Origin of the sequence: Cytobacillus sp. FSL H8-0458 (assembly GCF_038002165.1) — a bacterium.
Taxonomy (GTDB): Bacteria; Bacillota; Bacilli; order Bacillales; family Cytobacillaceae; genus Cytobacillus.
In genome coordinates, this window is record NZ_JBBOBR010000001.1 from 1,577,962 (window position 1) to 1,603,753 (window position 25,792).

30 protein-coding genes are annotated in these 25,792 nt (G+C 40.8%); 24 read left to right on the forward strand and 6 right to left on the reverse strand.

Going from position 1 to position 25,792, the window contains the following annotated elements; genetic code table 11:
- Positions 1 to 94 precede the first annotated feature (94 nt).
- The 13 genes from NYE23_RS07550 (at position 95) to NYE23_RS07610 (ending at position 12,543) form a co-directional block, all read left to right on the forward strand.
- Positions 95 to 2,176, forward strand: coding sequence for a BglG family transcription antiterminator (locus tag NYE23_RS07550; RefSeq protein WP_341076731.1), 2,082 nt, complete (start codon positions 95 to 97; stop codon positions 2,174 to 2,176).
- Between the two features lie 12 nt (positions 2,177 to 2,188).
- Entirely contained in the window at positions 2,189 to 3,325 is a 1,137-nt protein-coding gene (locus tag NYE23_RS07555) for a mannitol-1-phosphate 5-dehydrogenase (RefSeq protein WP_341076733.1), read from the forward strand.
- Positions 3,326 to 3,509: 184 nt separating this feature from the next.
- The gene (locus NYE23_RS07560) at positions 3,510 to 4,268 is read left to right on the forward strand and encodes an alpha/beta hydrolase (RefSeq protein WP_341076735.1); all 759 of its coding nucleotides are present in this window, start codon (positions 3,510 to 3,512) and stop codon (positions 4,266 to 4,268) included.
- Between the two features lie 203 nt (positions 4,269 to 4,471).
- Positions 4,472 to 5,191: a GntR family transcriptional regulator gene (locus tag NYE23_RS07565; RefSeq protein WP_341076736.1), complete on the forward strand. Its 720-nt coding sequence runs from the start codon at positions 4,472 to 4,474 to the stop codon at positions 5,189 to 5,191.
- Positions 5,192 to 5,392: 201 nt separating this feature from the next.
- Positions 5,393 to 6,478: an ABC transporter substrate-binding protein gene (locus NYE23_RS07570; protein WP_341076737.1), complete on the forward strand. Its 1,086-nt coding sequence runs from the start codon at positions 5,393 to 5,395 to the stop codon at positions 6,476 to 6,478.
- Positions 6,479 to 6,494: 16 nt separating this feature from the next.
- On the forward strand, positions 6,495 to 7,562 hold the full coding sequence (locus NYE23_RS07575; RefSeq protein WP_341076740.1) for an ABC transporter ATP-binding protein: 1,068 nt from the start codon (positions 6,495 to 6,497) through the stop codon (positions 7,560 to 7,562).
- Between the two features lie 5 nt (positions 7,563 to 7,567).
- On the forward strand, positions 7,568 to 8,485 hold the full coding sequence (locus tag NYE23_RS07580) for an ABC transporter permease (protein ID WP_341076742.1): 918 nt from the start codon (positions 7,568 to 7,570) through the stop codon (positions 8,483 to 8,485).
- On the forward strand, positions 8,482 to 9,282 hold the full coding sequence (locus NYE23_RS07585) for an ABC transporter permease (protein ID WP_341076745.1): 801 nt from the start codon (positions 8,482 to 8,484) through the stop codon (positions 9,280 to 9,282). The genes NYE23_RS07580 and NYE23_RS07585 overlap by 4 nt, the downstream gene beginning before the upstream one ends.
- A 15-nt stretch (positions 9,283 to 9,297) precedes the next feature.
- Complete coding sequence (locus tag NYE23_RS07590; protein ID WP_341076747.1) at positions 9,298 to 9,621, forward strand: (2Fe-2S)-binding protein; 324 nt, start codon at positions 9,298 to 9,300, stop codon at positions 9,619 to 9,621.
- Positions 9,611 to 10,690, forward strand: a complete 1,080-nt coding sequence (locus tag NYE23_RS07595; RefSeq protein ID WP_341076748.1) for an NAD(P)/FAD-dependent oxidoreductase — start codon at positions 9,611 to 9,613, stop codon at positions 10,688 to 10,690. The genes NYE23_RS07590 and NYE23_RS07595 overlap by 11 nt, the downstream gene beginning before the upstream one ends.
- A 20-nt stretch (positions 10,691 to 10,710) precedes the next feature.
- A complete protein-coding gene (locus NYE23_RS07600) occupies positions 10,711 to 11,049 on the forward strand; it encodes a (2Fe-2S)-binding protein (RefSeq protein WP_231593977.1) in 339 nt (112 codons plus the stop codon).
- Positions 11,050 to 12,123: an NAD(P)/FAD-dependent oxidoreductase gene (locus NYE23_RS07605; protein WP_341076752.1), complete on the forward strand. Its 1,074-nt coding sequence runs from the start codon at positions 11,050 to 11,052 to the stop codon at positions 12,121 to 12,123.
- Positions 12,124 to 12,210: 87 nt separating this feature from the next.
- Positions 12,211 to 12,543 (forward strand): DUF1904 family protein, encoded by a 333-nt coding sequence (locus tag NYE23_RS07610; protein WP_341076753.1) that lies wholly within the window; start codon positions 12,211 to 12,213, stop codon positions 12,541 to 12,543.
- Positions 12,544 to 12,626: 83 nt separating this feature from the next.
- On the opposite strand, the gene NYE23_RS07615 is transcribed toward NYE23_RS07610, so the two are convergent.
- From NYE23_RS07615 to NYE23_RS07635, 5 genes are all read right to left on the reverse strand, one after another.
- Positions 12,627 to 12,764 (reverse strand): YvrJ family protein, encoded by a 138-nt coding sequence (locus tag NYE23_RS07615; RefSeq protein ID WP_019380521.1) that lies wholly within the window; start codon positions 12,762 to 12,764, stop codon positions 12,627 to 12,629.
- Positions 12,765 to 12,831: 67 nt separating this feature from the next.
- A complete protein-coding gene (locus tag NYE23_RS07620) occupies positions 12,832 to 13,050 on the reverse strand; it encodes a DUF2922 domain-containing protein (protein WP_341076755.1) in 219 nt (72 codons plus the stop codon).
- Between the two features lie 44 nt (positions 13,051 to 13,094).
- Positions 13,095 to 13,313, reverse strand: a complete 219-nt coding sequence (locus NYE23_RS07625) for a DUF1659 domain-containing protein (protein WP_341076756.1) — start codon at positions 13,311 to 13,313, stop codon at positions 13,095 to 13,097.
- Positions 13,314 to 13,375: 62 nt separating this feature from the next.
- On the reverse strand, positions 13,376 to 13,864 hold the full coding sequence (locus NYE23_RS07630; protein ID WP_341076757.1) for a sigma-70 family RNA polymerase sigma factor: 489 nt from the start codon (positions 13,862 to 13,864) through the stop codon (positions 13,376 to 13,378).
- Positions 13,865 to 14,049: 185 nt separating this feature from the next.
- Positions 14,050 to 14,850: a hypothetical protein gene (locus NYE23_RS07635; protein ID WP_341076758.1), complete on the reverse strand. Its 801-nt coding sequence runs from the start codon at positions 14,848 to 14,850 to the stop codon at positions 14,050 to 14,052.
- Between the two features lie 251 nt (positions 14,851 to 15,101).
- On the opposite strand from NYE23_RS07635, the gene NYE23_RS07640 reads away from it, so the two are divergent.
- Positions 15,102 to 15,374, forward strand: coding sequence for a metal-sensing transcriptional repressor (locus NYE23_RS07640; RefSeq protein ID WP_341076759.1), 273 nt, complete (start codon positions 15,102 to 15,104; stop codon positions 15,372 to 15,374).
- A gap of 11 nt (positions 15,375 to 15,385) precedes the next feature.
- Positions 15,386 to 16,759 (forward strand): MATE family efflux transporter, encoded by a 1,374-nt coding sequence (locus NYE23_RS07645; protein ID WP_341076762.1) that lies wholly within the window; start codon positions 15,386 to 15,388, stop codon positions 16,757 to 16,759.
- Between the two features lie 7 nt (positions 16,760 to 16,766).
- On the opposite strand, the gene NYE23_RS07650 is transcribed toward NYE23_RS07645, so the two are convergent.
- The gene (locus NYE23_RS07650) at positions 16,767 to 17,693 is read right to left on the reverse strand and encodes a cupredoxin domain-containing protein (protein ID WP_341076764.1); all 927 of its coding nucleotides are present in this window, start codon (positions 17,691 to 17,693) and stop codon (positions 16,767 to 16,769) included.
- A gap of 236 nt (positions 17,694 to 17,929) precedes the next feature.
- Between NYE23_RS07650 and NYE23_RS07655 the strand changes: the two genes are divergently transcribed.
- The 9 genes from NYE23_RS07655 (at position 17,930) to copZ (ending at position 25,716) form a co-directional block, all read left to right on the forward strand.
- Positions 17,930 to 18,679, forward strand: coding sequence for a PIG-L deacetylase family protein (locus NYE23_RS07655; protein WP_341076765.1), 750 nt, complete (start codon positions 17,930 to 17,932; stop codon positions 18,677 to 18,679).
- Between the two features lie 28 nt (positions 18,680 to 18,707).
- Complete coding sequence (locus tag NYE23_RS07660; protein WP_341076766.1) at positions 18,708 to 20,504, forward strand: ABC transporter substrate-binding protein; 1,797 nt, start codon at positions 18,708 to 18,710, stop codon at positions 20,502 to 20,504.
- Between the two features lie 67 nt (positions 20,505 to 20,571).
- Complete coding sequence (locus tag NYE23_RS07665) at positions 20,572 to 21,558, forward strand: ABC transporter permease (RefSeq protein ID WP_341080645.1); 987 nt, start codon at positions 20,572 to 20,574, stop codon at positions 21,556 to 21,558.
- Complete coding sequence (locus NYE23_RS07670) at positions 21,551 to 22,408, forward strand: ABC transporter permease (RefSeq protein WP_341076767.1); 858 nt, start codon at positions 21,551 to 21,553, stop codon at positions 22,406 to 22,408. Before NYE23_RS07665 ends, NYE23_RS07670 begins: the two co-directional genes overlap by 8 nt.
- Positions 22,409 to 22,411: 3 nt before the next feature.
- A complete protein-coding gene (locus tag NYE23_RS07675) occupies positions 22,412 to 23,383 on the forward strand; it encodes an ABC transporter ATP-binding protein (protein WP_341076769.1) in 972 nt (323 codons plus the stop codon).
- Positions 23,376 to 24,380, forward strand: coding sequence for an ABC transporter ATP-binding protein (locus NYE23_RS07680; protein ID WP_341076771.1), 1,005 nt, complete (start codon positions 23,376 to 23,378; stop codon positions 24,378 to 24,380). Before NYE23_RS07675 ends, NYE23_RS07680 begins: the two co-directional genes overlap by 8 nt.
- An 18-nt stretch (positions 24,381 to 24,398) precedes the next feature.
- Positions 24,399 to 25,028, forward strand: coding sequence for a nitrite reductase (locus tag NYE23_RS07685; RefSeq protein ID WP_341076772.1), 630 nt, complete (start codon positions 24,399 to 24,401; stop codon positions 25,026 to 25,028).
- Positions 25,029 to 25,148: 120 nt separating this feature from the next.
- The gene (locus NYE23_RS07690; protein WP_341076774.1) at positions 25,149 to 25,496 is read left to right on the forward strand and encodes a metal-sensitive transcriptional regulator; all 348 of its coding nucleotides are present in this window, start codon (positions 25,149 to 25,151) and stop codon (positions 25,494 to 25,496) included.
- A gap of 13 nt (positions 25,497 to 25,509) precedes the next feature.
- Entirely contained in the window at positions 25,510 to 25,716 is a 207-nt protein-coding gene (copZ, locus tag NYE23_RS07695; protein WP_341076776.1) for a copper chaperone CopZ, read from the forward strand.
- Positions 25,717 to 25,792: the final 76 nt, after the last annotated feature.

The following is a 25,792-nucleotide window of genomic DNA, read 5'->3' on the forward strand; positions in this document are numbered from 1 at the left end:
TAAACCTTACGAGTAGAAAAGCGTCCTTATGCGCTTTTCTATTCAGTGTTTATGTCACTATTTAGGCCACAAATCTTAGAAATGAGCTGATCTCATGTATATTACATCGAGGGAAAAAGCCATTATTGAATTGATTATTAAAACATCGGGCAAACATACGGCATTGTCGATTGCGTCTTCATTAAATGTCAGTGCAAGAACGATTCAGAGGGACTTAAAGGCAGTTGAGAAAATTGTCAGTGAGTTCGGACTGACCTTAACCCGAAATGTAAATCAGGGACTTGTCATTGAAGGCAAAAATGAGCAGATTTTCAGGCTGATCCAGCATTTGACCAGCAGTGAACCGATCGATGAGCTCCCTCAGGAAAAGAAGCTGCGCCTTCTATTGGCTATTCTTGAAGAAGACGTATATAAGACCCAGGTGCTTGCCGGCTATCTCGGCATCAGCACGGCAACGCTGACAGCACATCTGGACGAGCTTGCTGAATGGCTATCCCGTTTCAAGGTTGGCTTGACGAGAAAGCGGGGAGTCGGCGTAGAACTTCACGGAACGGAAGCAAATAAACGAAGGGCGCTTGCCCAATTTCTCCTGCAATACTTTCATGAAGAATTAATTGAGAAATTATTTTTGCTGGAAAAAGGGAAGCTCGGAGAAGACAGGATTCTGCACTACTTAGAAGCGGCTGGCCTCCGCCATGTGAACAGCATCGTTCAGACTGTGTTTAAGGGCGCACCCGCCCGGTTTGCGGATAACAGTTACCTGGAGATTGTGCTGCATACCTGCATAACCTTGAAAAGGGCACTCAGCGGGTTTCCTGTGGAACGGATGGATCTTACGGAGACAGAGGTTACCGTTGAATACGGATTGATCCAGGAGGTCACAAGCAGGCTCGGACAGACATTTGACTGTGATTTTTCAGAGGGGGATATCCTTTACCTGGCTCGTATACTTAAAGGCACCAAATGGAGCGGGACGGAGGCTTTTCCGTACGACAGCATTGTACTCGCCCAAATGATCAGGAAAGTGATTAAATCAGTTTCGGAACAGCTGCATGTGGATTTGAACAAGGATTTTTCTTTATTCCAGGGACTGCTCGCCCATATGGAGCCATCTCTATACCGGATCAAGCAGAATATGGAGTCCTATAACCCGCTTCGAGAGGAAATCAAGCGTAAATATCCGGTTCTGTTCATGGCTGTGAAAAATAGTCTTGAATATGAGTTTACGGATATTGATCAATTTTCCGATGACGAGATTGCGTTTATCGTTCTTCATTTCGGTTCGGCCCTTGTGATGCAGGAAGAGCATCTTTCCATAAAGGCGCTTCTCATTTGTCCGACAGGCATCGGCACCTCCAAAATGCTGAGAAGCAGGCTGAAAAAAGAGGTGGCTGAAATTGATGTCATCGAAATCAAATCGATTAAGGAAATGTCAGAGGGTGCCGATCTGAAGGAATATGATTTAATTCTTTCTACTGTCAGACTGCCTTTTATCCATGCAGAGTATATATTGGTGAACCCGCTCTTAAGTGAAGAAAATATTCTCACGATAAAAAACCACCTGAAGAACAACATTGAAAGCCTCACAAAAGGGAAACAGTATCAGGAACTGGCGGAGGGTGGTCACCAGCAGCCAGTCTCTTTAGGCTCCATGCTCGAGGAGATAAGAGATATACAGGAGAGCATCCAGTCTCTTATTCATAATTTCCGGTTTTACCGGATGAGTGGGGAAACAAGCCAGGAGCAGATTCTCGCAAAAATGCTGGCTAATGCAGAAGAAGATCATTTTCTGACGAATCCAGAAGATGTCCTCCAATCATTAAGGGAGCGGGAACAAAAAGGCGGTCTTGGCATCCCTGAAACGAATATGGCTCTCTTTCACGCGCGCAGTAAAAACGTCCGTAAGCTTATTTTTCAAATCGCCCATCTGCCAAAGCCTTGCCTGGTAAAGGGAATGGACGGAAAAGAAGTGGCAATGAAAAACCTCCTGCTCATGCTGGCGCCAGACGAGCTAAGCAGAAGAGAGCAGGAAATATTAAGCTTAATCAGCACGAATATCATTGAGACAGAGGAAGCGATATTACTATTTTCTTCCGCAAACGAAGAGATGATCTTCAAGAAGCTGGAATTGATTTTTACAGAATACCTCCAGTCTCATTTTAAAATAAACCGGTAAAGGAATGATTCGATGAAACAGGCAGTGCATTTTGGAGCAGGGAACATAGGAAGAGGATTTATCGGAGCACTATTTTCACAGTCAGGCTACCATGTGACGTTTGTTGATATTGCTGAAGGGATTATCAAACAATTAAACGAAGAAAAACAATATAAAGTGATACTGGCTGCAGATAAACAGGAAAGCTTGACCATTGAAAATGTGTCAGGATTGAATAATCTGAAGCAGGAGGCTGAAGTTATTGAGGCCATTAAACAGGCTGATTTCTTAACAACAGCCATTGGGCCAAACATCCTTCCGCGGATTGCGCCGTTAATGGCCAAAGGCTTGGCGGCCAGAGCAGAAGCAGGGATCACGGAAAAGCTTTATGTCATCGCATGTGAAAATCAGATCTCGGCAACTGACTTATTAAAAGGGTATATTTTGAAGAATCTGGAGAGCGGAATTAATCTCGAGAATGTATCTTTCTTAAACTCCGCTGTTGACCGGATTGTCCCTATTCAAAACAATCAGGGATCACTCGATGTTCTGGTTGAACCGTACCATGAATGGGTTGTCGAAACAACTGAACACATTCCGCATATCGAAGGAATGAAAATTGTTGCGGAGCTTGCGCCATTTATCGAAAGAAAGCTGTTCACGGTAAACACAGGACATGCGGTTATTGCATACTTCGGTTACCTGGCAGGAAAAGAAACCATCGATGAGACACTTGCTGACGGAGACATTTACAAGCAGGTGCAGGCAACACTTGGCGAAACTGGTGCATATTTAATAGATCGCTATGATCTGAATCCGGACGAACATCAGAAATATATCGATAAAATTATCGGCCGTTTTGAGAATGCCCGCTTGAATGACGGTGTCACACGAGTCGGCCGTTCACCAATAAGGAAGCTCGGTCCTGAAGACAGACTGGTCCGCCCGGCACTGCAGGCTCAGAAAGCAGGCTTATCCTGCACAAACCTGGCAAAAGCTATTGCTGCAGCCCTATTGTTTGATAACAGGGAAGATGAAGAAGCGGTTAAGCTGCAGGACATGATTCAGGAAAACGGAGTGGCTTATGTACTGAAAGAAGTATGCGGACTTGAAGAATCAAGCGAGCTCGCAGGAGAAATACTGAAGCAATATGAAGCTTTGAAAAAATAAATGGAATGAAGACTGCTGAGAATGATCAGCAGTCTTATTTTTTTTGGAGTTTTTTTCGGTGGACCGCTGTAAAATAATTTACAAGTGGGGGACAGATATGAAGTTTACTGGAGTGTTTGATGAAGAGGATATGAAGTTTTGTTTTTGACCGCATTATTGGAACAATCAGAATGAGGTGGCAGAAATGCTTGAAGTGTTAACGGTATCCATTTTCAATCAGGAAAGAAAAGTCCGGATTTACCTGCCGGAGGATTATTACAGCAGCCATAAACGCTATCCGGTACTGTACATGCACGACGGGCAAAATGTTTTTGGTGCTGAAGAAGCAATTGGCGGAGTGTCACTGGATCTGCATAAACACCTGGATCAATCCAAATCAGATTTAATCGTGGCAGCGATTGACCAGAATACAGAAGGCGAAGAACGGATTAATGAATATTGTCCATGGAAACAGGGAGACTTCAGCGAGCTGCTGTTAGGGTACAAAAGCGGCTCAGGCGGTAAGGGGAGTGAATATGCTGACTTTATCGTGTATGAGCTGAAGCCATTAATAGATGGAAAATATAGAACCATGACTGATGAAAACTATATGGCTGGCATCTCTTTGGGCGGACTCCTGTCTGTTTATGCCGGCTGCAAATATCCGGATGTTTTTAAGAAAATCGCAGGGATGTCATCTGCTTTTTACCGGAATCAGGAGGAAATAGAAAAACTGGCAGGCAGCACGCCTTCAGTTGGGGAAATATATCTCGATTGCGGTACAGCAGAAGCGGTGGAAAATAACAAGATAAGTGAATTATTTTTGGAGTCAAACAAAGCTGTTTATGAAAGGTTAAAAGGCAGCGGATGTGAGGTTGAGCTTCGGATCATTGAGGGGGCGGGGCATAATTATATGGTGTTTAAGGAGAGGATTCCTGGTGTGTTGGAGTTTTTCTTGGATTAGAAATGTGGGGAAAGGATTAGGGAAGAAAAATACGGAGAGTAAGGGAAATGGTCGTTAATCCAGGGGAATAACGACCAAGAAAGCAGAGTCTTAACTTAATATTAATTTAATTTTCAAAAAATATTGACAACTAATCCGAAAACAGATAAATTATTAAATAATATAAAGTTATAACATTATATTCTTTCAAGGGAGATACATAAATGCAGATAGACAAAAGTTTACATATACCCCTATATAGACAAGTAGAGCAGATTCTGGAAGAAAAAATCATTTCAGGCCAGTGGGAGGTAGGGAGCCAGCTGCCGACTGAGCAGGAACTATCCGACCGATTCGATGTCAGCACCATTACGGTTAAAAGAGCTGTGATTGAGCTTGTGAATAAAGGATATCTCTTCAGGCAGCGAGGCAAGGGAACCTTTGTATCCGGAGCTGCAAAAGAGCAGGACCTTAATTCCATCATTTCGCTTTCCACCGGTTCGGAACAGGAACATCCGCATGAAATGATCAGCTTTAAATATGAAGCAGCAGGTTCTGAAATTGCCCAGAAGTTAAGGATAGACCCTGAGGATGAGGTGATCAGAATTGAGAGATTAAAAGTGGAAAACAATGATCCTCTCGCACTGGAATATACCTTTCTTCCAGCGGATAAATGTCAGGGGCTTACACCTGAAATGATTAATAACGACTTAATTTTTAACATCTTAAAAAACAGATTTCATATAGCGCTGAACCGGGCTAAGGTATTTATCCGGCCTTATATTCTTCCTGATCACCAGGCTAAGCTGCTTCATGTGGAACCAGGAACTCCAGTGTTTGAGTGGGAGCGCACTACATACACAAAGCAGGAAGACATTATTGAGTTCTCAAAATTCTATATCCGCAGTGATAAAGAGGTTTATTATACAGAGGTACAATTGTAAAAAATTGCTGAGATCCCATAGGACAATTTATAAATATAAAAGATATAAAGTTATAATATTATATCTTTATATTTTATATAGAAATCAATCTCTTTAAATAGATTGATCTAATTTAAAAAGGGGGTATCGCTTTTATCAAGTCCTCATCTTAGAACAGCTCCTTAAGTTCACGAAAGCAAAAATAAACGAGGGGGAAATGAGTTGAAAAAGAAAGCTTATTTAATTGTATTGCTTTGTTTATTGCTTGTCTCGGCTGCAGGATGCAGCGGCCAAACAGGAAGTTCTGCAGATGAAGGATCAGGAAAAAGTGATGGAAAGACACTTGTGTTAGCGGCATACGGTGGAAGCTATGAGCAAAAGATGAAGGAAGTTCTGATTCCAAAGTTTGAGAAAGAACATGGTGTTAAGGTGAAATATATTACTGGAAGCTCTGTTGATACCTTATCAAAGCTTCAGGCTCAAAAGGATAATCCACAAATTGATGTAGCTTTCCTCGATGACGGTCCTCAGGCTCAGGCTAAGGCATTTGGATTGCTGGCTCCATTGGATGAGAGTGTTGTGACGAATCTGGCAAATGTCTATGATATTGCAAAAGACAAGGATAATGTCGGTGTTGGATTCGGGATTATTTCAACCGGCTTGGCTTATAACAAGGATGTCTTCGAACAGAATGGCTGGGAACCTCCTACATCATGGAATGATTTGGCCGATCCGAAGTTTAAAGGAAAACTAGTATTGCCATCCATTGCCAATACGTATGGAGTTCATTTTCTTCTTATGACAGCAATTGCAAATGGAGGAAGTGAAGAGAATATTGAACCTGGTTTTGAAAAGATGAAGGAAATCGCCAAAAATGCCATTACTTTTGATAAAACAGCTGATGTTTCCAACTACTTCCTCCAGGGGCAGACAGTTGCAAGTGCATGGGGAAGCAGCCGGGTGTTTACCCTTCAGGACAGCGGATTCCCGATTGAGTATGTGATTCCGGAAGAAGGGGTTCCTGCTTTAATGCCAACCGTCAGTGTGATAAAAGATGCTCCAAATGGGGATCTTGCACAGGAATTTGTGAATTTTGTTTTGGATGAAGAAGCTCAGCTTCTATTCGCCAACTCTTTGTTTGACGGTCCGGTTAATAAGAATGTGAAGCTTGAAGGAGATATCGTCGATAAGGTGGCTTATGGGGAAGAGGAGATTGCCAAATTGATCAAAGTCGACTGGGAAACTGTCAATGCAAAACGGGCTGAATGGACAGAACGGGCCAATAAAGAAATTGAAGTAGCCCATTAAAAGAGAGGGGAAACGAATGAGTTACTTAAGCATGGAAAATGTGGTCAAGACCTTTAATAAAACGGAAGTGGTTAAAAAGCTCAGCCTTGACATCCAAAAAGGGGAACTGGTCTCCTTTTTGGGGCCTTCGGGCTGCGGAAAAACGACAACGCTGAATATGATCGCAGGATTTTTGGAAGTGGACGGCGGGAAGATTGAGGTCGATGGGAAACCCGTTCACCTGCTTCCCCCCAATAAAAGAGAAATGGGCATGGTGTTCCAAAATTATGCTTTATTTCCGCACATGACGGTTTTTGATAATGTCGCCTATGGGCTTAAGCTTCGTAAAGTGCCAAAACATGAGATCAGCAAAAGGGTACTTGAAGCATTGGAGATGGTTCGTCTGGCTGGCTATGAAAAACGCTATCCAAAAGAACTTTCCGGAGGGCAGCAGCAGCGGGTTTCATTAGCGAGGGCCCTTGTCATTAAGCCGAAGGTGCTTCTCCTGGATGAGCCATTGAGCAATCTTGATGCCAAGCTGCGCCAGGAAATGCGTGAAGAAATTGTTGATATCCAAAAGCAGGTAGGGATCACAACAATTTTTGTCACACATGACCAAGAGGAAGCATTGGCCATATCGGACCGTATTGCGGTCATGTATGAGGGGCGGATTGAGCAGGTAGATGATCCGGCGTCCATATATAACCATCCAAAGACTGACTTCGTGTCTCAATTTATAGGGGAAGTTAATCACATTCAAGGGAAGGTTTTGGAAACCTATGAAAATAAGAAATGCAAAATGCACTTCTTTGGAAATGAACAGATTGTTTCAGTTCCATCTGTAAAGAATTCTGAAGTTCACTTTTTCATCCGGCCGGAAAAAATACAAATTGCATTAGCCGAATCAGATGAGTCTTTTCAAACCAAGGTGGAAAGGAAAATGTTTCTTGGAGCCAAGACCAGATATATCCTGAGGGTACAAGATCGTCATCTTATTGCGGATATTTCCAATACCGTTATAAATCCCACCCAAATAAAAGAAGGAAACAGTGTTTACACTTATTGGAACCCGGAAGACCTGCTGCCTTCGAGAATGGCGAGGTGACTCACATGCAAGCCGGAATCGGAACGGAACATGACTTATTGCTTCAGCAAAAGAAAAAGAATGTGAATAAAAAACGGCTTGATACGTGGCTGCTTTTACTTCCGACGCTGGGAATCTTCATTTTCTTCTTTTTGCTGCCATTGTTTTTCTTATTTATTACAAGCTTTAAAAATTTTGATGCCAGCACGGGAGTGGGAAATGAATGGACGCTCCAAAACTACATCAAGTTCATGTCAGATCCCTTTTACCTTGGAGTGGTCTGGCGCACGGTAAAAATCGCTCTTTTAACAACATTGATAACTATCATTATCTCTTACCCGGTAGCTTTTCAGATTGCAAGATCAAAAGGAAGAGCCAGAAATTATTTAACCCTTCTGGTGCTTTCACCGCTTCTGATCAGCATGGTTATACGATGCTACGGCTGGGTGATCCTTTTATCCAGCAATGGTGTAGTCAATAATACACTATTAAAGCTGGGCTGGATTGATCAGCCTTTAACCCTCTTATACACCGAATTGAGTGTGGTCATCGGGATGGTGCATGTTCTTTTCCCATACATGGTGCTGAGCATCATGGGTTCGCTTGAAAAAATAGACCCTTCTGTCATCAGAGCCTCGCAGAATCTAGGGGCCAGCTCCTTCAGAACTTTCTTTTCCATTTTGCTTCCGTTAACCTTGCCAGGTGTTTTTGCAGGTTCCGTTATGGTGTTCAGCTTAAGCGTCAGCTCATTTGTTACACCGGCCATTCTTGGCGGTCCGCAAGTGAAGGTGATGTCTTATTTAACGTATGAACAGGTAGCTGTCATGCTGAACTGGCCGTATGGGGGAGCAATCGGCTTCCTGCTGATCCTGATAGCCACCATTACTATCATTGCTTACAGCAAAATCCTTGCCAGGTCTGAGAAAGGGGTGGCCATACAATGAGCAGGAAGCTGCCCAAGTTTTTCTTTAACTTTGTTTGTTTACTTGTTTATATTTTCCTGCTGGCGCCTATCGTAGTGGTATTGCTTTCTTCCTTAACAACAACCGAATACATTGTATTCCCGCCAGAAGGTGTGACCCTCAGATGGTACACAGAATTAATTGAACATCCGGAATTTATGCAGTCCTTTACACTGAGCATTATGGTGGCTTTCGGAACTGCTATTATTGCGACTGCCATTGGCACGCTTGCATCGCTTGCGGTCGTCAGGCGCCAATTTAAAGGGAAGACAGCGATTGTCCAATTAGTGGGATCGCCTCTTTTAATACCATCGGTCGTGTTTGGTGTGGCTCTCCTGCAGTTTTACTCATGGATAGGTTTAGCTGCCAGTCCGATTGCTTTAATTTTAGGACATATCATTTTAACTGTTCCATTTGTGATGCGTCTGGTTGTTGCAAGCTTAGTAGGTTTCGACCGTTCTATCGAACAGGCGGCCTTGAACCTTGGTGCAGGACCGATGAAAGTTTTCTTTCAAATCACCTTGCCGATCATTAAATCAGGCGTGATAGCAGGCGCCATTTTTGCCTTTATTACTTCATTTGATGATTTAACAGTTGCCTTATTCATTGTCAGCACCGACGTTGTGACGCTGCCAGTGCGGATCTACACATACATGCAATATCAATATGATCCGATTATTACATCCGTATCAAGCATCATGATTCTTTTCACTGTTGTATTAATGCTCGTAATTGAAAGAGTGCTTGGTGTAGGGAAAGTGTTTTCCTCGAAAAATTAGATAGGAGAGGTCTTAATGCACATTGAGAAACATCCCGTTCTGGGCAGGCAGCTTCACAAGCCTGTAACCATTTATTTCAATGACCAGCCATATCAGGCCTATACGCAGCAATCAGTCGCTGCCGCCTTAATGGCAAATGGAATTAAGAAATTGGGTGTCAGCCGGAAGCTGGTCCAATCCAGAGGATTATTCTGCTCCCGCGGAAGATGCTGCAGCTGCTATATGACCATTGACGGTGAGGACCATGTACGGAGCTGCATGACAGAAGTTGAAGATGGCATGCGAATATACCCGAATATGGATGACCCCGAGGTAAGGAGGGACATTGATGAAGACTGATGTACTGATTATTGGAGGCGGTCCTGCAGGTCTTTCGGCAGCAATTGAGACGGCATCAAGGGGACTGGATGTAATAATTATTGATGAAACTTCCAGGCTTGGCGGGCAGCTAAACCAGCAGACTCAAGTGCTGCGTCCGCTGCCTCCTATATATGAATCCATGCGTGGCTTTGAATTGGCATATAAACTAACAGGGCAGATTAAGGATTCTAATGTGAGGCCGCTCCTAAATCACCGTCTTGTCGGATTTTACGCTGATGGAAGTGCCGGAATTACAGATGAAGAAAATGTATTTCCTGTAAATGCAAAAAAGATTATAGTGGCTTCCGGAGCAGCTGAAAAGGCTGTCGCTTTTCCAAAATGGACATTGCCGGGGATTATGACAATCGGTGCTGCACAGACATTGATTAATCGCGATTTTGTGCTGCCCGGGAGAGAAGCTGTTATTGTGGGCTCAAGTGATTTTGCCATCGAAACAGCTTTACAGCTGATGGGTGTAGGAATCCAGGTGAAAGCAATTGTAGAACAACAAAGTGGTGCTTCGGCAAAAGAGCAGGAAAAAGTGAGTGAGTTGACACGTAAACGAATTCCTGTTTATTTTAATAGTTTTATAAAAGAAGCAAGAGGAAATGGGCAGGTGGAACAGATTGATGTTGCGCTGCCGGATGAAGTCATTACCCTGAATGTGGACCTCGTTTGCATGGATGGAGGCAGGGCACCCATACTGGATGTTTTTTATCAGCTGGGCTGTTCCTTTGGATATCAAGAAGAGCTGGGCGGCTGGGTTCCGCAATATAATAATAGATTACAAACCGGCAGAGAAGATGTATTCCTAGCCGGGAATGCAGCAGGCATAAGCACTCATGGTCCTTTGCTTCTAACAGGAATGATTGCCGGCATCAGTGTAAGTGAGGAATTGCAGGCAATCAGAACGGAAGAGGCAAATGAGATAAGAGAGGCACTTTGGAAAGAACTTCAATTATTGGAGTACAGCGAAGTTTACAGCGGAAGAGTCAAGCATCTCGAGAACTTTACAAGCCCAGTGCTGAAAGATCAATTTATCTCCTAGATAGGAAAAGAGAGAAGAAGGTGAATAAGTTGGATAAATCGACGATCATCTGCAGATGTGAAGAAATCAGCTGTGAAGAAGTGGAAGAGGTAATCAGCAATGGAGGAAGGACTTTTGATGATGTGAAGAGGATTACCCGCTGCGGAATGGGTCCCTGCCAGGCTAAAATCTGCACCAGCATGGTGGCAGAAATTATTCACCAGCAGACTGGGCTGTCGCCTTCAGAGATTCCGCTGCCGAGAATGAGGATGCCGTTATCCCCCATTAAGCTTGAAACACTGGCAACGAACAGTACATCCTTTAGTGCCGTCAAGTCTGTTCTTGATGAGGTGGAATTGGAAGAAGGGAAGGTGAGGTAATTGGAAACCAATTATGAAACAATTGTTATCGGAGGGGGTGTAGTGGGCAGCGGAATTGCTTACCACCTGTCTGAGCAATACAAAGAAGGCGTGCTTGTGCTTGATAAAAAATACCCCATGTCAGGCACCTCAGGATCCACCCAGGCCTGGGTATGGGTACATAATAAAACACCTTCCTGGTATGCGGAATTTAATATGTACAGCGCGGAACTCTATCCTTATCTGTCTAAAAAAATCGGGGACGTTGAATACAAAAGGACAGGTGGCCTATCGCCTTTTTTCAATGAAAGTGATCGTGAAAAGGCACAGAAGCTCGCGGAATCTTATCGAAAAATCGGCATCAAAATCAAAGTCTTATCCAGGGAAGAAGTTCTCGAAAAAGAGCCCTATATGAATCCGGAAGTTGCAGGGGCTACCTACAGCTCCATTGATGGCAATGTAAATCCATTCCGCCTTATTGATATGTATATGAGAGCAGCTAAAAGAAATGGCGTCCGCTATTCTGCTTATAATAAGGTAACTGAGATTAAAAAGCAGGATGGAAAATACTTAGTTTTTTCAGACAAGGGTGCGTTTGAATGCAAAAATCTGATTCTTGCTGGCGGAACCTGGTCGAGAGAAATAGGTGACATGCTTGGAGTTAAGATTCCTGTTAATCAATTAAGAGGGCAGATCCTGGTATCTGAACCATTAAAGCCTTTCTTAAATTTTACAATCAGCGGATTAAGGCAGGCAAACAATGGTGAAGTACTGATGGGCTATTCAATGGAGGAAGCCGGATTTAACCGGGCTACAACACTTGATGTGATTCAGGAAACAGCCAATATGGCGGTCCGTTATGTTCCTGGATTAAGAAAAGCAAAAATTGTCCGCGCCTTTTCCGGAATCAGGGCCATGCCTGAGGATGGTTTTCCGATTCTTGGTGAGGTACCGGGCTTTGAGAACTTATATGTAGCTGCCACCCATAGCGGAGTTACACTTTCTCCTTTAATAGGCACCCTTATAACAGAGTTAATCATAGATGGGGAAACTTCGATTCCGATTGACAGGTATTCTTTAAGCAGGTTTGGTTAGAGTGCACCTTATTAAGTTATAATATTATAACTTTTTTAAATAAGTTGTCTGGAAAAATATTATGTAAATTAGCTTGGAGGAAACAGGATGCCGCATTTGTTTATAAGAGGAATTTCAGTCGATCAGACGAAGGAAATCAGCACGCAGCTGGTGAAAGACCTGGCTCGGCTTTGTGACTGCGGAGAAGATAACTTTACATTAGAAGTTTTGAATTCAACTTTTGTGTTTGATACTAAAGAAGTTCCAGCATATCCATTTATAGAAGTAAAGTGGTTTGACAGGGGCAAAGAGGCTCAAAACGAATTTGCCGGGATTGTTACGAATCATGTTCAGTCGCTGGGATTGCCGGAGGTTGAGGTGGCATTTACTGCATTTTTAGAGGCTGATTATTATTTTAATGGGAAGAGTTTTGCGGATTAGGCTTTCCTAAAGGTATAAGGATAGCTAAGTGCAAAATCAAGTAAAAAAAGGAGCTTCCTAATAAGGGAGCTCCTTTGGGTTCACTATTCTTTAAGCCGATCTGGCAATCCCTGAATGGACGATACAACAACATCAAGTTTGGCTTCAATCCGGTTCAGCAGAAAAAGGGTGACGACGATTGGGAAGCCGAGCTCGCTGATTAATGTGACCATCTGTTCCATGGCAGCTGCTCCTTTCTGGCGAGTATTCTAAAAATGGCCGGGTTCCAAGGAATCCGGCCACTGATGATTATACTAATTCATATTCAATTACATTCTGTTCAACCAATCTGGCACTTTCCGCTAAAACCAAATCCCCGCCATTGCCATCAAATGCATTGGCAGCAATGATTTGCTCCATGGCAGCTTTTACAGCAGCAGGATCAATTGGTTCAATCGGATTATCAACGGATAGTTTCGTTGGCTTGCCCAGTTCAGAGATGAAAGTCATTTCTAATGATTTAGCCATTTAGTATGCCCTCCTTATGATTTTGGTATTTTAATAGATTGTGTTTAGCCTAAAATATCGAAGCTGTCATTTCTATTAATCTCTGTCAATGGGTAGCTGCTTAGACCGGAGATCGCTTGTCCAACTGTGAAAAGCTGGTCTGCTGTGGCCGATTGCTTTACGCCGCTATAAGTTTTCGATTTGTGAACCGGCTTGCCCTGCCCATTAAGGCCTGTTTCAAATACCAGGCGAAGTTTGGAATCAGTGATAATTGCTTGTGCCATCTTGGGTCACCTCCTTTCACCTTTTATATACAGTTTGGAGGGCGAAAAGGACAGGGTGAATTTTAATTAAGCTGCAAAATTTTCTTCAGCTTCTCACGAGCACCGTGCCGCCAGTTTTTGACTGCAGACAGTGAGACCTGCTCTTTTTCAGCAATTTCCCTGACTGATAGCCCATCACATAAAGTATATTGGAGCCATTTCATTTGGTTTTCAGATAACATTCCGCATTTTCCAAAAAGATCTTGTGTGAGCTCTGAGCTGGGGGCTGGTGAGGTATCTTCGATGAATTCCCAGAAGTCTGCCTCTGGATAGATATACCGGTCAATTTGGCTTGTTTGCCTCGTTAATTCGTTCATCATTTTTCCTTTTACCATTCCGTAAGCATAGGAAAAGAAGTTTCCTTTTTCATCGTCATGATTTTTCCACGCCTGCCAAAGTGTGATTAAACCCAGCTGCTGGAATTCCTCAGTGTTTTTATAGACGTTCAATCTATGCATGATGTCATGGATCATAGGCTCATATTGTGATGCTATCTGTTCAAAACTCTCCACAAAAATGTCCCTTAAAGAAAAGCGCGCTCTCTGTGTATTCCCGGGTAGCTCAAACATAGCCTGACAGCCAATAATTTACGAATTGGGAAAATGTCGTATATCGGCCTTTTACTCCCCCTGAATCCGAAGTTAAGGGGTCTTAGTCTGAAGGTAGGGAGTCTAACTCACGACAAAGGGGCAGTTAGCTACTTTTTGTAAAAGAAATTTAGCGAAAAGGCATGGTCTTCAGCCGGAAACCCCATTTCATGCAATTCTTCAAAGTATTTTTCTGCAAATTTCTTATTTATGATTCCGTAGAAATAAGCAACGGGCTTAGCAATGGTGCTGGTTTTCATTTTCCTGATCAGCTGCTTAAAGGAATGGATGGCTGTTTCTGAGTTCAACTCACAATTATTTTTATAGGCTGCAAGTGAAGCCATTCTCCAAAATTCTTCTATCTGCCTGGCTTCCGAAAAAAAGTACTTTACGGTGCTTATAAATGATTGTGGTACACGGTCACACGTAAAAGAGTGATCAAGGACGGTTTCGTTACGTTTATTAATCTTTTGATTTTTATTAGTTTTAGAAAGATTGATAGTTTTATTAAGGCGGTCCAATTTATCTTTCTTAGGTGGTTCATTCTTGGGAAAACGATTAAAAACATATAAGTTACTGGACTGTGAGCCGTTTTTTCTCTCCGTTTCATGAACAGTAAAAATACCGATCTCTGCTGCCTTGGCAATCATTCTTTTAAAAGTAGAGCGGGAAATGCCATTGCCGTTATATTCTTCGTGAATCGCTTTTAAAACAGTGCCAATCTTAGCATTAGATACCCCCGGAATTTTCGCAGCAAAACGAACCAGCCTCTTTAAACCAGCCAGCTCACCCTTGGAAAACTTGTCCTTATGCACCGATAGCCACATTTCCAAATGGGCATTAAACTCCTGAAGATCTTTAAACTGAGAAAACTGTTCAAACTGGTCCACACTGCCTGATTTCAAAATCATAAAATTGCACCACCCTTTCACCTTCTATATACAAATCAAGGGGGAATTTGGACAGGGTGGTTTTGGGATGGGTGTGCCAGATTTGTGAAAGGGTTCCTGTAAGCGAATAAATTAGATCATTAAGGGATATTCTTCCAATTCTTTTTTATTTGATTGATTTATTTGAATTATCACTAAAAAATTTTGAATATTAAAAAAATGTGTTAATATTAATGTAATTATAACCCCTATGGGGGGTAAGGGGTGGATATGTGGATAATCATCATAAACACAGAAAAAGTATTGTTAATCGTTTAGCTAAAATTGAAGGGCATGTTCGGGCAGTAAAGAAAATGACCGAAGAGGGGAGAGATTGCAACGATTTGCTGATACAGCTATCTGCTGTCCGTTCAGCTTTAGATAGCTGCGGAAAGCTCATACTAAAGGATCATTTAGAGGGATGCCTTATTGAAGCTGTTAAAAGCGGAAAAGAAGCAGAAATGTTAAAACAGCTTAATGACTCTATTGATAAATTCATTAAATAAGGGGTGCTGTTATGGAGGATGCTAAAGAACAAACCCGTTCAAGTATTATTAAAACCATTCTCTTATTAGCAATACCTGTAGTCATTGAGAATTTTTTTCAGATGATCCTCGGTTTTGTAGACACGCTGTTTGTCTCGAAGCTGGGCCTAATTGAAGTTAGTGCAGTTGGAGTAACGAATGCGATCCTCGCTATTTACTTTGCTGTTTTTATGGCGATTGGAATTTCAGCTAATGTTTACGTTGCAAAGTACTTAGGGGCAGGGAGACAAGAAAAAGTCAAAGAAGTAACAGCTCAATCGATTCTCTTAGCGAGTTTTTTCGGGGTGTTTTTTGGTTTATTAACCCTGTTTTTCTCAGAAGAATTATTGCGCTTAATGGGAGTGGAAATGGGTGTACTTTCTGCAGCTAATTCATATTTTAGAATAGTAGCAATTCCTTCCATTTTTATTTCACTCATGTTCGTATTAAGCAGTGTTTTAAGAGGTAATGGTGATACAAAATCACCAATGAAGATTAGTATATTCATTAATTTAGTAAATATTTTGTTAGACTATATCCTGATATTTGGGTTTTTATTTATTCCTGCTTTAGGTATTGAAGGGGCAGCTTATGCTACTCTTATCTCCCGTCTGATAGGTTCAATTGGATTATTTATTTATATTAGAAAAGCAAATATGCTTGAGTGGAGCAGTGCTTTTTGGTGGATAAATAAAAAGATGCTGCTGGAAATAATTTCACTGAGCAGTCCTGCTGCTGCAGAAAGGTTAGCAATGAGAGTCGGTCAAGTGCTCTATTTTGGCCTTATTGTCAGTATTGGAACAAACACTTTTGCTGCCCACCAAATTGCCGGAAACATTGAAGTGTTTGCCTATATGATTGGTTATGGTTTTGCAACTGCAGCTACTACTCTTGTAAGTAAATGCATTGGATCGGGAGAGGTTGAGAAGGCCGAGGAATATGCAAGGTATTCGCTGTGGATAGGAACTGCAGTCATGAGCTTATTTGGGATTCTTTTATTCATTGGCGGTGAATGGATCGGAGGGTTCTTCACATCTGATGCTGCAGTAATAAATCAAATAAAAACAGCATTGCAAATTGATGCTTTCATTCAGCCTATTTTGGCCATTGTATTGATCTTAACTGGAATATACCAGGGTGCAGAAAATACTAAATATCCTTTTTACTTAACTTTAATTGGTATTTGGGTTATCAGAACTGGCGGGGTATACTTTCTCGGTATAACTCTTGGGTTAGGCATATCAGGAATTTGGATTGCTATTGGATTGGATAATCTCTATAGAGCGGCCTTTCTTTTAAAGAATTTCCGAAATGGAAAGTGGAAAAAAGAAGAGTCAGTTCCTTCCGCAAAGGCTGCGGGAAACTGACTCTTTTTTATTTTACAATTAACTTCCCCGTCATGCCGCTTTCCTTATGACCAGGAATAGTACAATAAAACTCATAGACTCCCGTTTTGGTAGGTGTAAAAGTAATAGCTGCGGAACTGTTGGCTGAAGCATGCAAATGAAAATCTGCTCCACCGGCAGTGTGCTCAGTATGCTGGCTAACTGAACCTTCTTGGAAACTTAAGTTCTTTATTTCTATATCATGATCGACTTGATCTTGATTATTTAATGTAATGGAGGCAGCTTGATTCTTTTCTACAATAATTTCTGAGGGTGAATAACTAAAATCTGATGGGTGAACATTTAATATAATCTTTTGATCTTCTTTTTCGGAATTATTTTGAATGCCATGTTGATGCTGACCTGATGAATTCGAACCGGAAAAAGCAATGTTTTTGTCCAATTGATTTCCAAAGAGCAGAAAAGATAAGAGGAGAACAAAGGTTAAAAATGGTTTTAAAAGCCAGCTCTTGTTGTTAACTTCATTCTCATACCCTTTTGAATGAGGTAAAATATAAAATAAAAGTAATGAACTTGTGGTTAGTGTAAGCATAATATTCAATAAGACAGCAGCTTGCTCATGCGTAATCATCTCCCCTAGCATCGCTCCCATCATTCCACCCATAAGACCAGACATAAAACCTTCAATAGAGGACAGTGTACCCAAACTTAATCCGCAGGCTAAGCCTCCAACAGCACCGACTCCGATAGAGATTAAAGTGGAAGAATATAAATCTCCCTGATAGAGTGATCCGAACAGAACCCCGGCGGTTAATCCAATATTCATCCCCATCATCATCGCAATGATCATAGCATGCATATTTGTCAATCGCTCTCTTAATTTACGAGCGATTAAAGATACTAATATAGCAATCCCTGATAATGTTGCAAGCACAAAATAGTGAAATAAACTCACAATTATCAACCCCCCCTTGTATTGCTAAATGATATGTACCGGAAAGACATGCCATGCTAATAATTTTATTCTCGTGAGGATCAGGCAGTATTCGCCAATTTGAAAAATAGAATTATAAAAATTAAAAATTTTCTAACGATTCAGTATTTACAAATTATTAGTTTGGTATTATCATGTGATTTAATACCCGGATATACGATAGAGGGGTACTGTACATTATGAGGAGGTTTTAGGAGATGTCGAAAGGTCAAAAGATTTTATTCCTGGGTGTCTATGGTATGGAAGTTGTTGAATGCGGAGGAGCTCTGGCAAAAAATGTTTTAAGCGGGGGCGAGTCATATGCAACTATCATGCTTTGTCGAGAATCAAGCCAGCCTCAAGTTAGAAATGCAGCACAGACATTAGGTGTTAATGTGTCATTTTTAAATTTTGAATATGGAACGGTTGATTTAAGTAAGGAGTCTAAAGTGAAATTAATCAAGGTAATAAGGGAAGTGAAGCCTGACATTATAATTACACAAGATCCCGAACACTCTTTCCATGATTTAGATCCGGATCGCCGTCCAGCCATGACATTATTACTTGAGTCAATTGCACTGGCCAGCAGAGACTTTGCACTGGATGAAACACCAGGATTAAACCCGCACCCCATTCCAACAATCTATTATATGACCCCGCACCACCCTAATACTGTCATTGATATATCAGATGTATGGGATAAAAAAGAAGCAGCTATGGATATGCTTGAGAGCCAAATGGAGTTTAGCGGAATGCATTTTGATGACATGCTCGATTCCAAAGCAGCGGAAATCTTATCTCCTGGATTCTCTCAACTAAACAATTTCCATGAAAAAGGCAGGGCGATACATAAGGTGCTGGATAAAGCAGTCCATGTCTATCACGGCCTTGCTACTCACGGTCATTTTGCGCTTGCAGAAGCTTACAGAAGGGAAGGTAATTTCCATCTGGACGAGTTAATTAAATAAGGAAAATAACCAATTAGGGGGAGTGAAGATGAAAAAGTCTTTTCTTAGTCTCGGCTTAATACTTATGCTATTATTTTCGGGCTTTCAGCCGGTCCATGCTGAAGAGGCAGTCAAATCCTTAAAAGTGGGCATAACGAAAGATGAAAATGGTTTAAATCCTTATACGTATATAACGGGTTATCCGGGCCTGGATTTGGTGAATTTACTCTATGATACTCTTTTTAACCTGGATGAAAATAACAAGCCTCAGCCTTGGCTCGTAAAAGATTATACAGTAAGTGAAGACGGAAAAACGTATGAATTAAATTTGCATGAAAATGTCAAATGGCATGATGGTGAGCCGCTAACTGCAGAAGATGTGAAGTTTACCATGGATTATTTTATTGAATATCCAAAATCCCGATTTACTAATCCGTTAAAAGCAATCAGTTCAATTGAGGTTTTAAGTGAGACAAGTATAAAGCTAGTATTATCCCAACCTGATCCAAACTTCATGATCCAGCCTCTGTCCGACTTGCCTATTTTACCTCAGCATATATGGTCTAAGGTGACAAACCCAGATGAAGAAACAAATGCTCTTGGGAGTGGTCCCTATAAACTGGAAGAGCATAAATCAGGACAATACTACAAAATGACATCGAACGAAGAATATTTTAAAGGTACTCCGCCGATTAATGAATTAATTTTTCCAATTATTGAAGATACGACTGCCATGTACAATGCCCTTCAGGCTGGAGAATTAGACGTAATTTCAACCAGTATCTCTCCCGAACTTGTTGAACAATTTGAATCAAACTCATCATTAAAGGTTGTAAGAGGTCCTGGATATAGTACAAGTCTATTCCAAATAAATGCAGAGAAATATCCAATGACTGAAACACCGTTTCGCCAGGCGATTGATTACGCCATTGATAAAGAAAACATAGTGAATACAGTACTGCTTGGATTTGCAGAAGTTGGAAGTCCAGGGTTTATTCATCCTTCTTCTTCCTACTATAATGAAGATCTTAAACCGGCTTATGATCAGGAAAAAGCCAAGCAAATATTAGAAGCAGCAGGCTTTATAGATAAGGATGGAGATGGATTTAGAGAAGATCAGGAAGGGAATAAAATTAATTTAACTACGCTCGTCTATGCAGGAAATCCAATTAGAATCAGGACGGCTGAATTAGTTTCAGAAGCATTGAACGAGGTGGGCATTAAAAATACAGTGAAAGCCATGGATTCAACGACAGTTGACTCATTGATGTGGCCGGATTTCGATGTAAGTAAAGGAAGAGATTATGATCTGGGGGTTTGGAGCTGGTCAAATACGATGCAATTGTTTCCTGACAGACTGAATGATCTATTCCATTCAGATCCAACAATCGGATCAGTTAATATCGGGGGATATAAGAATGAAGGGTTTGATCAGCTGGGTGAAAAATTAAAAGTAACGTACGACGAAACAGAACGGCTGAATTTGATAAAAGAAATGCAGGCATTTGTTGCTGATGATGCTCCATTTGTTACTCTTTACTATCAAGAAATTGTGAATGCCTTTAATCCAGCGAAGTATGATCAATATGTTTTTCAAGTAGGTAAGGGAATAATTAATAAATTGTCCTTTGTTTCAGGAGAAAAAACAGATCTCACTACAAAGAATCAAAATGGAAATGATGCTAAATCTGCAGATAATAAAATAAGCAATAATGAAGACTCTGAAAGTGGAAACAACACAACCTTATATGTATTTGGTGCAATACTCTTAATGGGAATCATTGCGTTCTTCTTTTTAAGAAAAAAGAAGAAAAGCGGCAAAAACAATGATGACTTTGATTTTTAATCAGAATATTTTCCCGTAAAAATAAATTTTACGGGAAAACCTTTTTCAATGAATGAAATAATTGGAGGTGAATGAGTTGGGGAAATTTATTGCTAACAAGCTATTGCAATATTTAATCGTGATATTTTTAATGCTGACGCTTAACTTTTTATTGCCGCGGCTTATGCCGGGAAATCCATTAGTGTTTTTAGCAGGGGAAGATGTAGGGTTTATGTCGAGTGCTGAAAAAGAGGCCATCTTAGATAAACACGGACTCAATGACTCCCTCCTGCAACAATATGGAACTTATATAAAAAATATTTTAACTGGTGATTTTGGATATTCGTATCAACAAAAAAGGCAAATCTCTGAACTGTTAATGGAGCGTCTTCCTTGGACAATGCTGCTTACAGGACTGGGACTTGTAATTTCTACAATTATTGGTGTAATGTTTGGGGCCATTTCTGCCTGGCGCAGGGGGACAAAAACGGATGCTAACCTTCTAACAGTTTTCATGTTTTTAAGTGCGATGCCTTCTTTCTGGGTTGGGATGATCTTAGTGTCCGTTTTTGCATCTCAATTAGGCTGGCTTCCAGTTTTCGGAGCGGAAAGTGCCTGGTCTAATCTTTCTGGTATTGATAGATTGATTGACATTGGAGAGCATCTCATCCTGCCGCTGACAACTCTTATTTTAATATCTGTAACAAGTACGTTCATGATTATGCGCTATTCAATGTTAAATGTCCTTGGCGAAGATTATATTATGATGGCAAAAGCAAAGGGAGTAAAGGATAAGGTTATTAAATATAAACATGCGATGAGAAATGCACTTCTTCCCGTTGCAACAGTATTCATGCTGAGTTTAGGTTTCACATTGGGCGGTGCTACAGTAATTGAAACTGTATTTGCCTACCCCGGTGTAGGACGGTTAATGTTTGAATCGGTTTTAAGCAGAGATTATCCTCTTATCCAGGCAACATTCTTAATTATCACTTTCAGTGTAGTTATTGCTAATTTTCTAGCCGATTTAATTTATCCTTTATTGGACCCAAAGGTGGGAAGCGGCAATGGTTAATCAAAAATGGAAAAGTTATTGGCAAGTACTTACCTCTAATAGTCTTGGTGTATTTGGTTTATGGCTTTTAATTATCTTTTTGCTGATTGCACTCCTTGCACCAATCCTTGCACCGTTTGACCCGACTGAAAGAGTGGGAGCTCCTTTCACCGAACCGAACACAAAATTTTTATTGGGGACAAATGATGTAGGACAAGACATTTTAAGTGAACTTTTATATGGAACAAGAATTTCACTCTTAATAGGAGTTATTGCTGCTTTTATATCCATACTTATTGGATGCCTTGTTGGAGTGATCTCAGGCTACTATGGAGGCAAGGTTGATGCATTTTGTATGAGATTGGTAGACTTAGTGCTTGTTATCCCATTTCTGCCACTGATGATTTTATTAGCAGCTTTTATAGGCCCAAGTTTCTGGAATATTATACTTGTTATTAGTCTGCTTTCCTGGGCTAGTCCAGCCAGGGTAGTAAGGTCACAAGTACTAACATTAAAAACAAAAGGATACGTGGAGGCTGCAAAATCAATTGGCACCAATATTAGAGTCATCCTTTCCCGCCACATTTTACCGGGTGTCATACCGATTGCTCTTTCCCAATTTGTTTTGGCAGCAAGCAACTCCATCTTAACAGAGGCTTCCCTGAGTTTTCTCGGCCTTGGCGATCCATTTACAAAAAGCTGGGGAACCATTCTATATTATGCTCAGGCTAGAGGAGCTTTTTTAACAGATGCATGGATTTGGTGGGTATTACCGCCAGGAGTGCTGATTACAACATTGGTCATTGGGTTTGCCTTTACAGGCTATTCGCTTGAAGAGGTACTGAATCCACGATTACGAAAGGAGCGATAAATCATGAGCACCGTGTTATCAGTAGAGAGCCTTTCTACGTACTTTAAAACGGATAAAGGAATAGCTAAGGCTGTAGAGAATGTGTCCTTTACGTTAGATGAAGGGGAGATGCTAGGATTAATTGGTGAATCCGGCTGCGGCAAAACAACAGTTGCTCAATCCATATTAAGATTAATAGAATACCCGGGAAAAGTGGTTTCTGGAAGTGTATTCTTAAATGGAAAAGATCTCTTAAAGGCTTCTGAGAAGGAGCTTTATTCCCTAAGATGGAAAGAGATTTCTGTGATTCCGCAAAGTGCTATGAATGCATTGAATCCTATTTTTACAGTGGGAGATCAGATAATGGAGTCGATCCTCCTTCACGAGGATGTTAATAGAACCGAAGCTCTAGAGAGGACAAAAACTCTCCTTGAATTGGTGGGGATTGATGGTGATCGATGGAAGAGCTATCCCCATGAATTCAGTGGAGGGATGAAACAAAGAGTGGCCATTGCGATGGCATTAGCATGCAATCCGAAACTGATCATTTCAGATGAGTCTACAACCGGACTGGATGTTTTAACGCAAGCACAGGTAATTGCCCTTATTAAAAACCTTCAAAAGAAAATGAATCTTGCTGTTATACTTATATCCCATGATTTACCTATGGTAACAGCTATATGCGATAAAATTGCCATTATGTACGCGGGGAAAATTGTGGAATGGGCAGCGACTGATACTATTTTGAACAATGCCAGACATCCATACTCCCGAGCGCTTTTAAACGCTACGCCTGATTTAAGTGAACCTGAGAAGGAAGTAGTGTCTATACCTGGAAGTGTGCCAAATCTAGTGAATTTCCCTAATTCCTGCCGTTTTCATACAAGGTGTCCTAACGCTTTCGAAAAATGTCGTCAAGAAAGTCCTGACTTGAAAGAGGTTAGGCCTGGCCACCACACAGCCTGCTTTTTAGAGGAGGAAGGACAAAATGGATAATTCAATTCTTTTAAAAGTCAATAATCTGAAAAAAACCTTTATAAAAAAATCTGGAACGTTCTTAAAAAGAAAGAAAGTAGATGTTTATGCAGTCAATAACGTAAATCTTGAAATAAAGCGGGGCGAAATTCTAGGCATTATTGGTGAAAGCGGATGCGGCAAAACTACAACTGCAAGAATGGTCATGCGGTTGATGAAAGAAACAAGCGGAGAAATAAACTTTGATGGAGTCAACCTTTGCAAATTAAAAGAATCTGAAACATATCAATTCAGAAAAAAAATGCAAATGATTTTTCAGGATCCTTATGATACCCTGAATCCTGGCATGAGAATACTTGATATATTAATGGAACCAATAAATGCTCATGAAAAAGAATTGCCATACGAACAAAAAGTTAAAAAAGTAACTGAGGCTATCGAAGCAATCGAGTTAAAACCTGCTGAAGATTTTATTCACAGATATCCTCATCAGTTAAGCGGAGGACAAAGGCAGAGAATTGCCATTGCGAGAGCCATCATTTTAAAACCATCCTTTATAGCTGCAGATGAACCAACGTCTATGCTTGATGTCTCCGTGAGAGCCGGCATTTTAAACTTATTATTGGATTTAAGAAAAAAGATGGGTCTGACGATGATGTTTATTACACATGATTTATCTACTGCAAGTTATATGTGTGATCGGATTGCTGTTATGTACCAAGGAAAAATCGTTGAAATAGGACCGACGAAAAAAATTATCCAGCATCCTTCACACCCTTATACAAAAGCACTTGTTGCGGTTGTAAAGGACCTGAATAACTTCATCGAGAATAGAGAAAAACTGATACTTGACGGAGAGGTTGATGCCACAAGGGATGAAAAGGGCTGTCCTTTTGTATCGAGATGTCCTCATAAAGAAAGTGTTTGTCATTCGCATATTCCTGAACTGGAAGCAGTGAATAGCGGCCATTTAGTATCCTGCCATTGTCATACTGATTTATTGGAAAAGACATCATAAAAGAAAGGATATGAAGAGATGGACAACAAGAGGAAGAAAATAAAGATTGCAGTAAACGGCGGTATTGATTTTGGGGCGAAACTGTCTGCGAAACAATTGCTCCTAATCGCAAAGCATATGGATGATAACGACCAACTTGAATTAACCACATTTCAACAGATTTATATTGAAGTTTTTGAGGATGATAAAGATAGAATTATTGGAGAATTTGAAAAAGCAGGGCTGCATTGTTACCCTGTGGGGAATTTTGTGAAAAGTTTGCGAACATGCAACTTTTGTAAAGGAGCAGAAGAAGAAGGTATGCCGGTAGCTAAGGAATTAAATAGTCGTATTTCGGGCAAACCAGTTCCTTTTACATTAAAAGCTGCTTATACAGGCTGTCCGGTAGGCTGCGGTGAACCACTAATAAATGATATTGGCATCATGAAAATGCAGGATCATTACGATCTGTATATTGGCGGTAAATCAAAAGGGAGGGATGCCGAAGCAGGAACACTCTTGCTAAATAAACTCACCCCAGATGAATTGTATTCTGCCATTGAAAAAGTGATTGATATCTATCAAAAAAATGGTAAGAAAAGGGAAGGGTTTCATAAATTTGTGAACAGAATTGGACGGGAATTCATTCTGGAGAAAATTAAAGTTTAGTTTTATTGGGCATATAAGGTCCTTTTACATTAACTCTTCCTATTTTAAATTTTTAAATGCTTCCTGCTTTACATACTATACGGGGGTATAATATAATATTAGTGCAAGGAGGGAAACCAAATGGTATCCGAGACAAAAAATATTCCTTTGTTACTTGAAGAAGAAAACTGCTGTGCTAATGGAACTGACAGAAAAAGTCATCATTCCGATAAGGTAAAGAATAACCTGGTTACACGTTTAAATCGTATTGAAGGACAGATCCGCGGAATAAAAGGATTAATTGAAAAAGACACTTATTGTGATGACGTGATTACTCAAATTTCTGCTACTCAGTCTGCATTAAATAGCGTAGCAAAAATACTCTTAGAAGGACATCTTAAGGGTTGCGTGGCAGACCGGCTTCAAGAAGGAGACACGGAAGTGTTAGACGAGGTTCTTATAACGATTCAGAAATTAATGAAAAAATAAGGAGTTGTTAAACATGGAAAAAGTGACACTAAATGTAGAAGGTATGACATGCGGACACTGCGTGAAAGCAATTGAAGGCAGCGTTGGGGAATTAGCAGGTGTTTCACAAGTAAATGTCCACCTTGAAAATGGTACTGTTGATGTAGAGTTTAATTCAGCGGAAGTATCTATAGAGAAAATTAAAGAAGCCATTGATGATCAAGGATATAACGTGGAGTAAATTTTTTATAATGCTTGTTAAAACAGAACGTGTATATAGAACACGTTCTGTTTTTATAAATTTACCACAATATCAG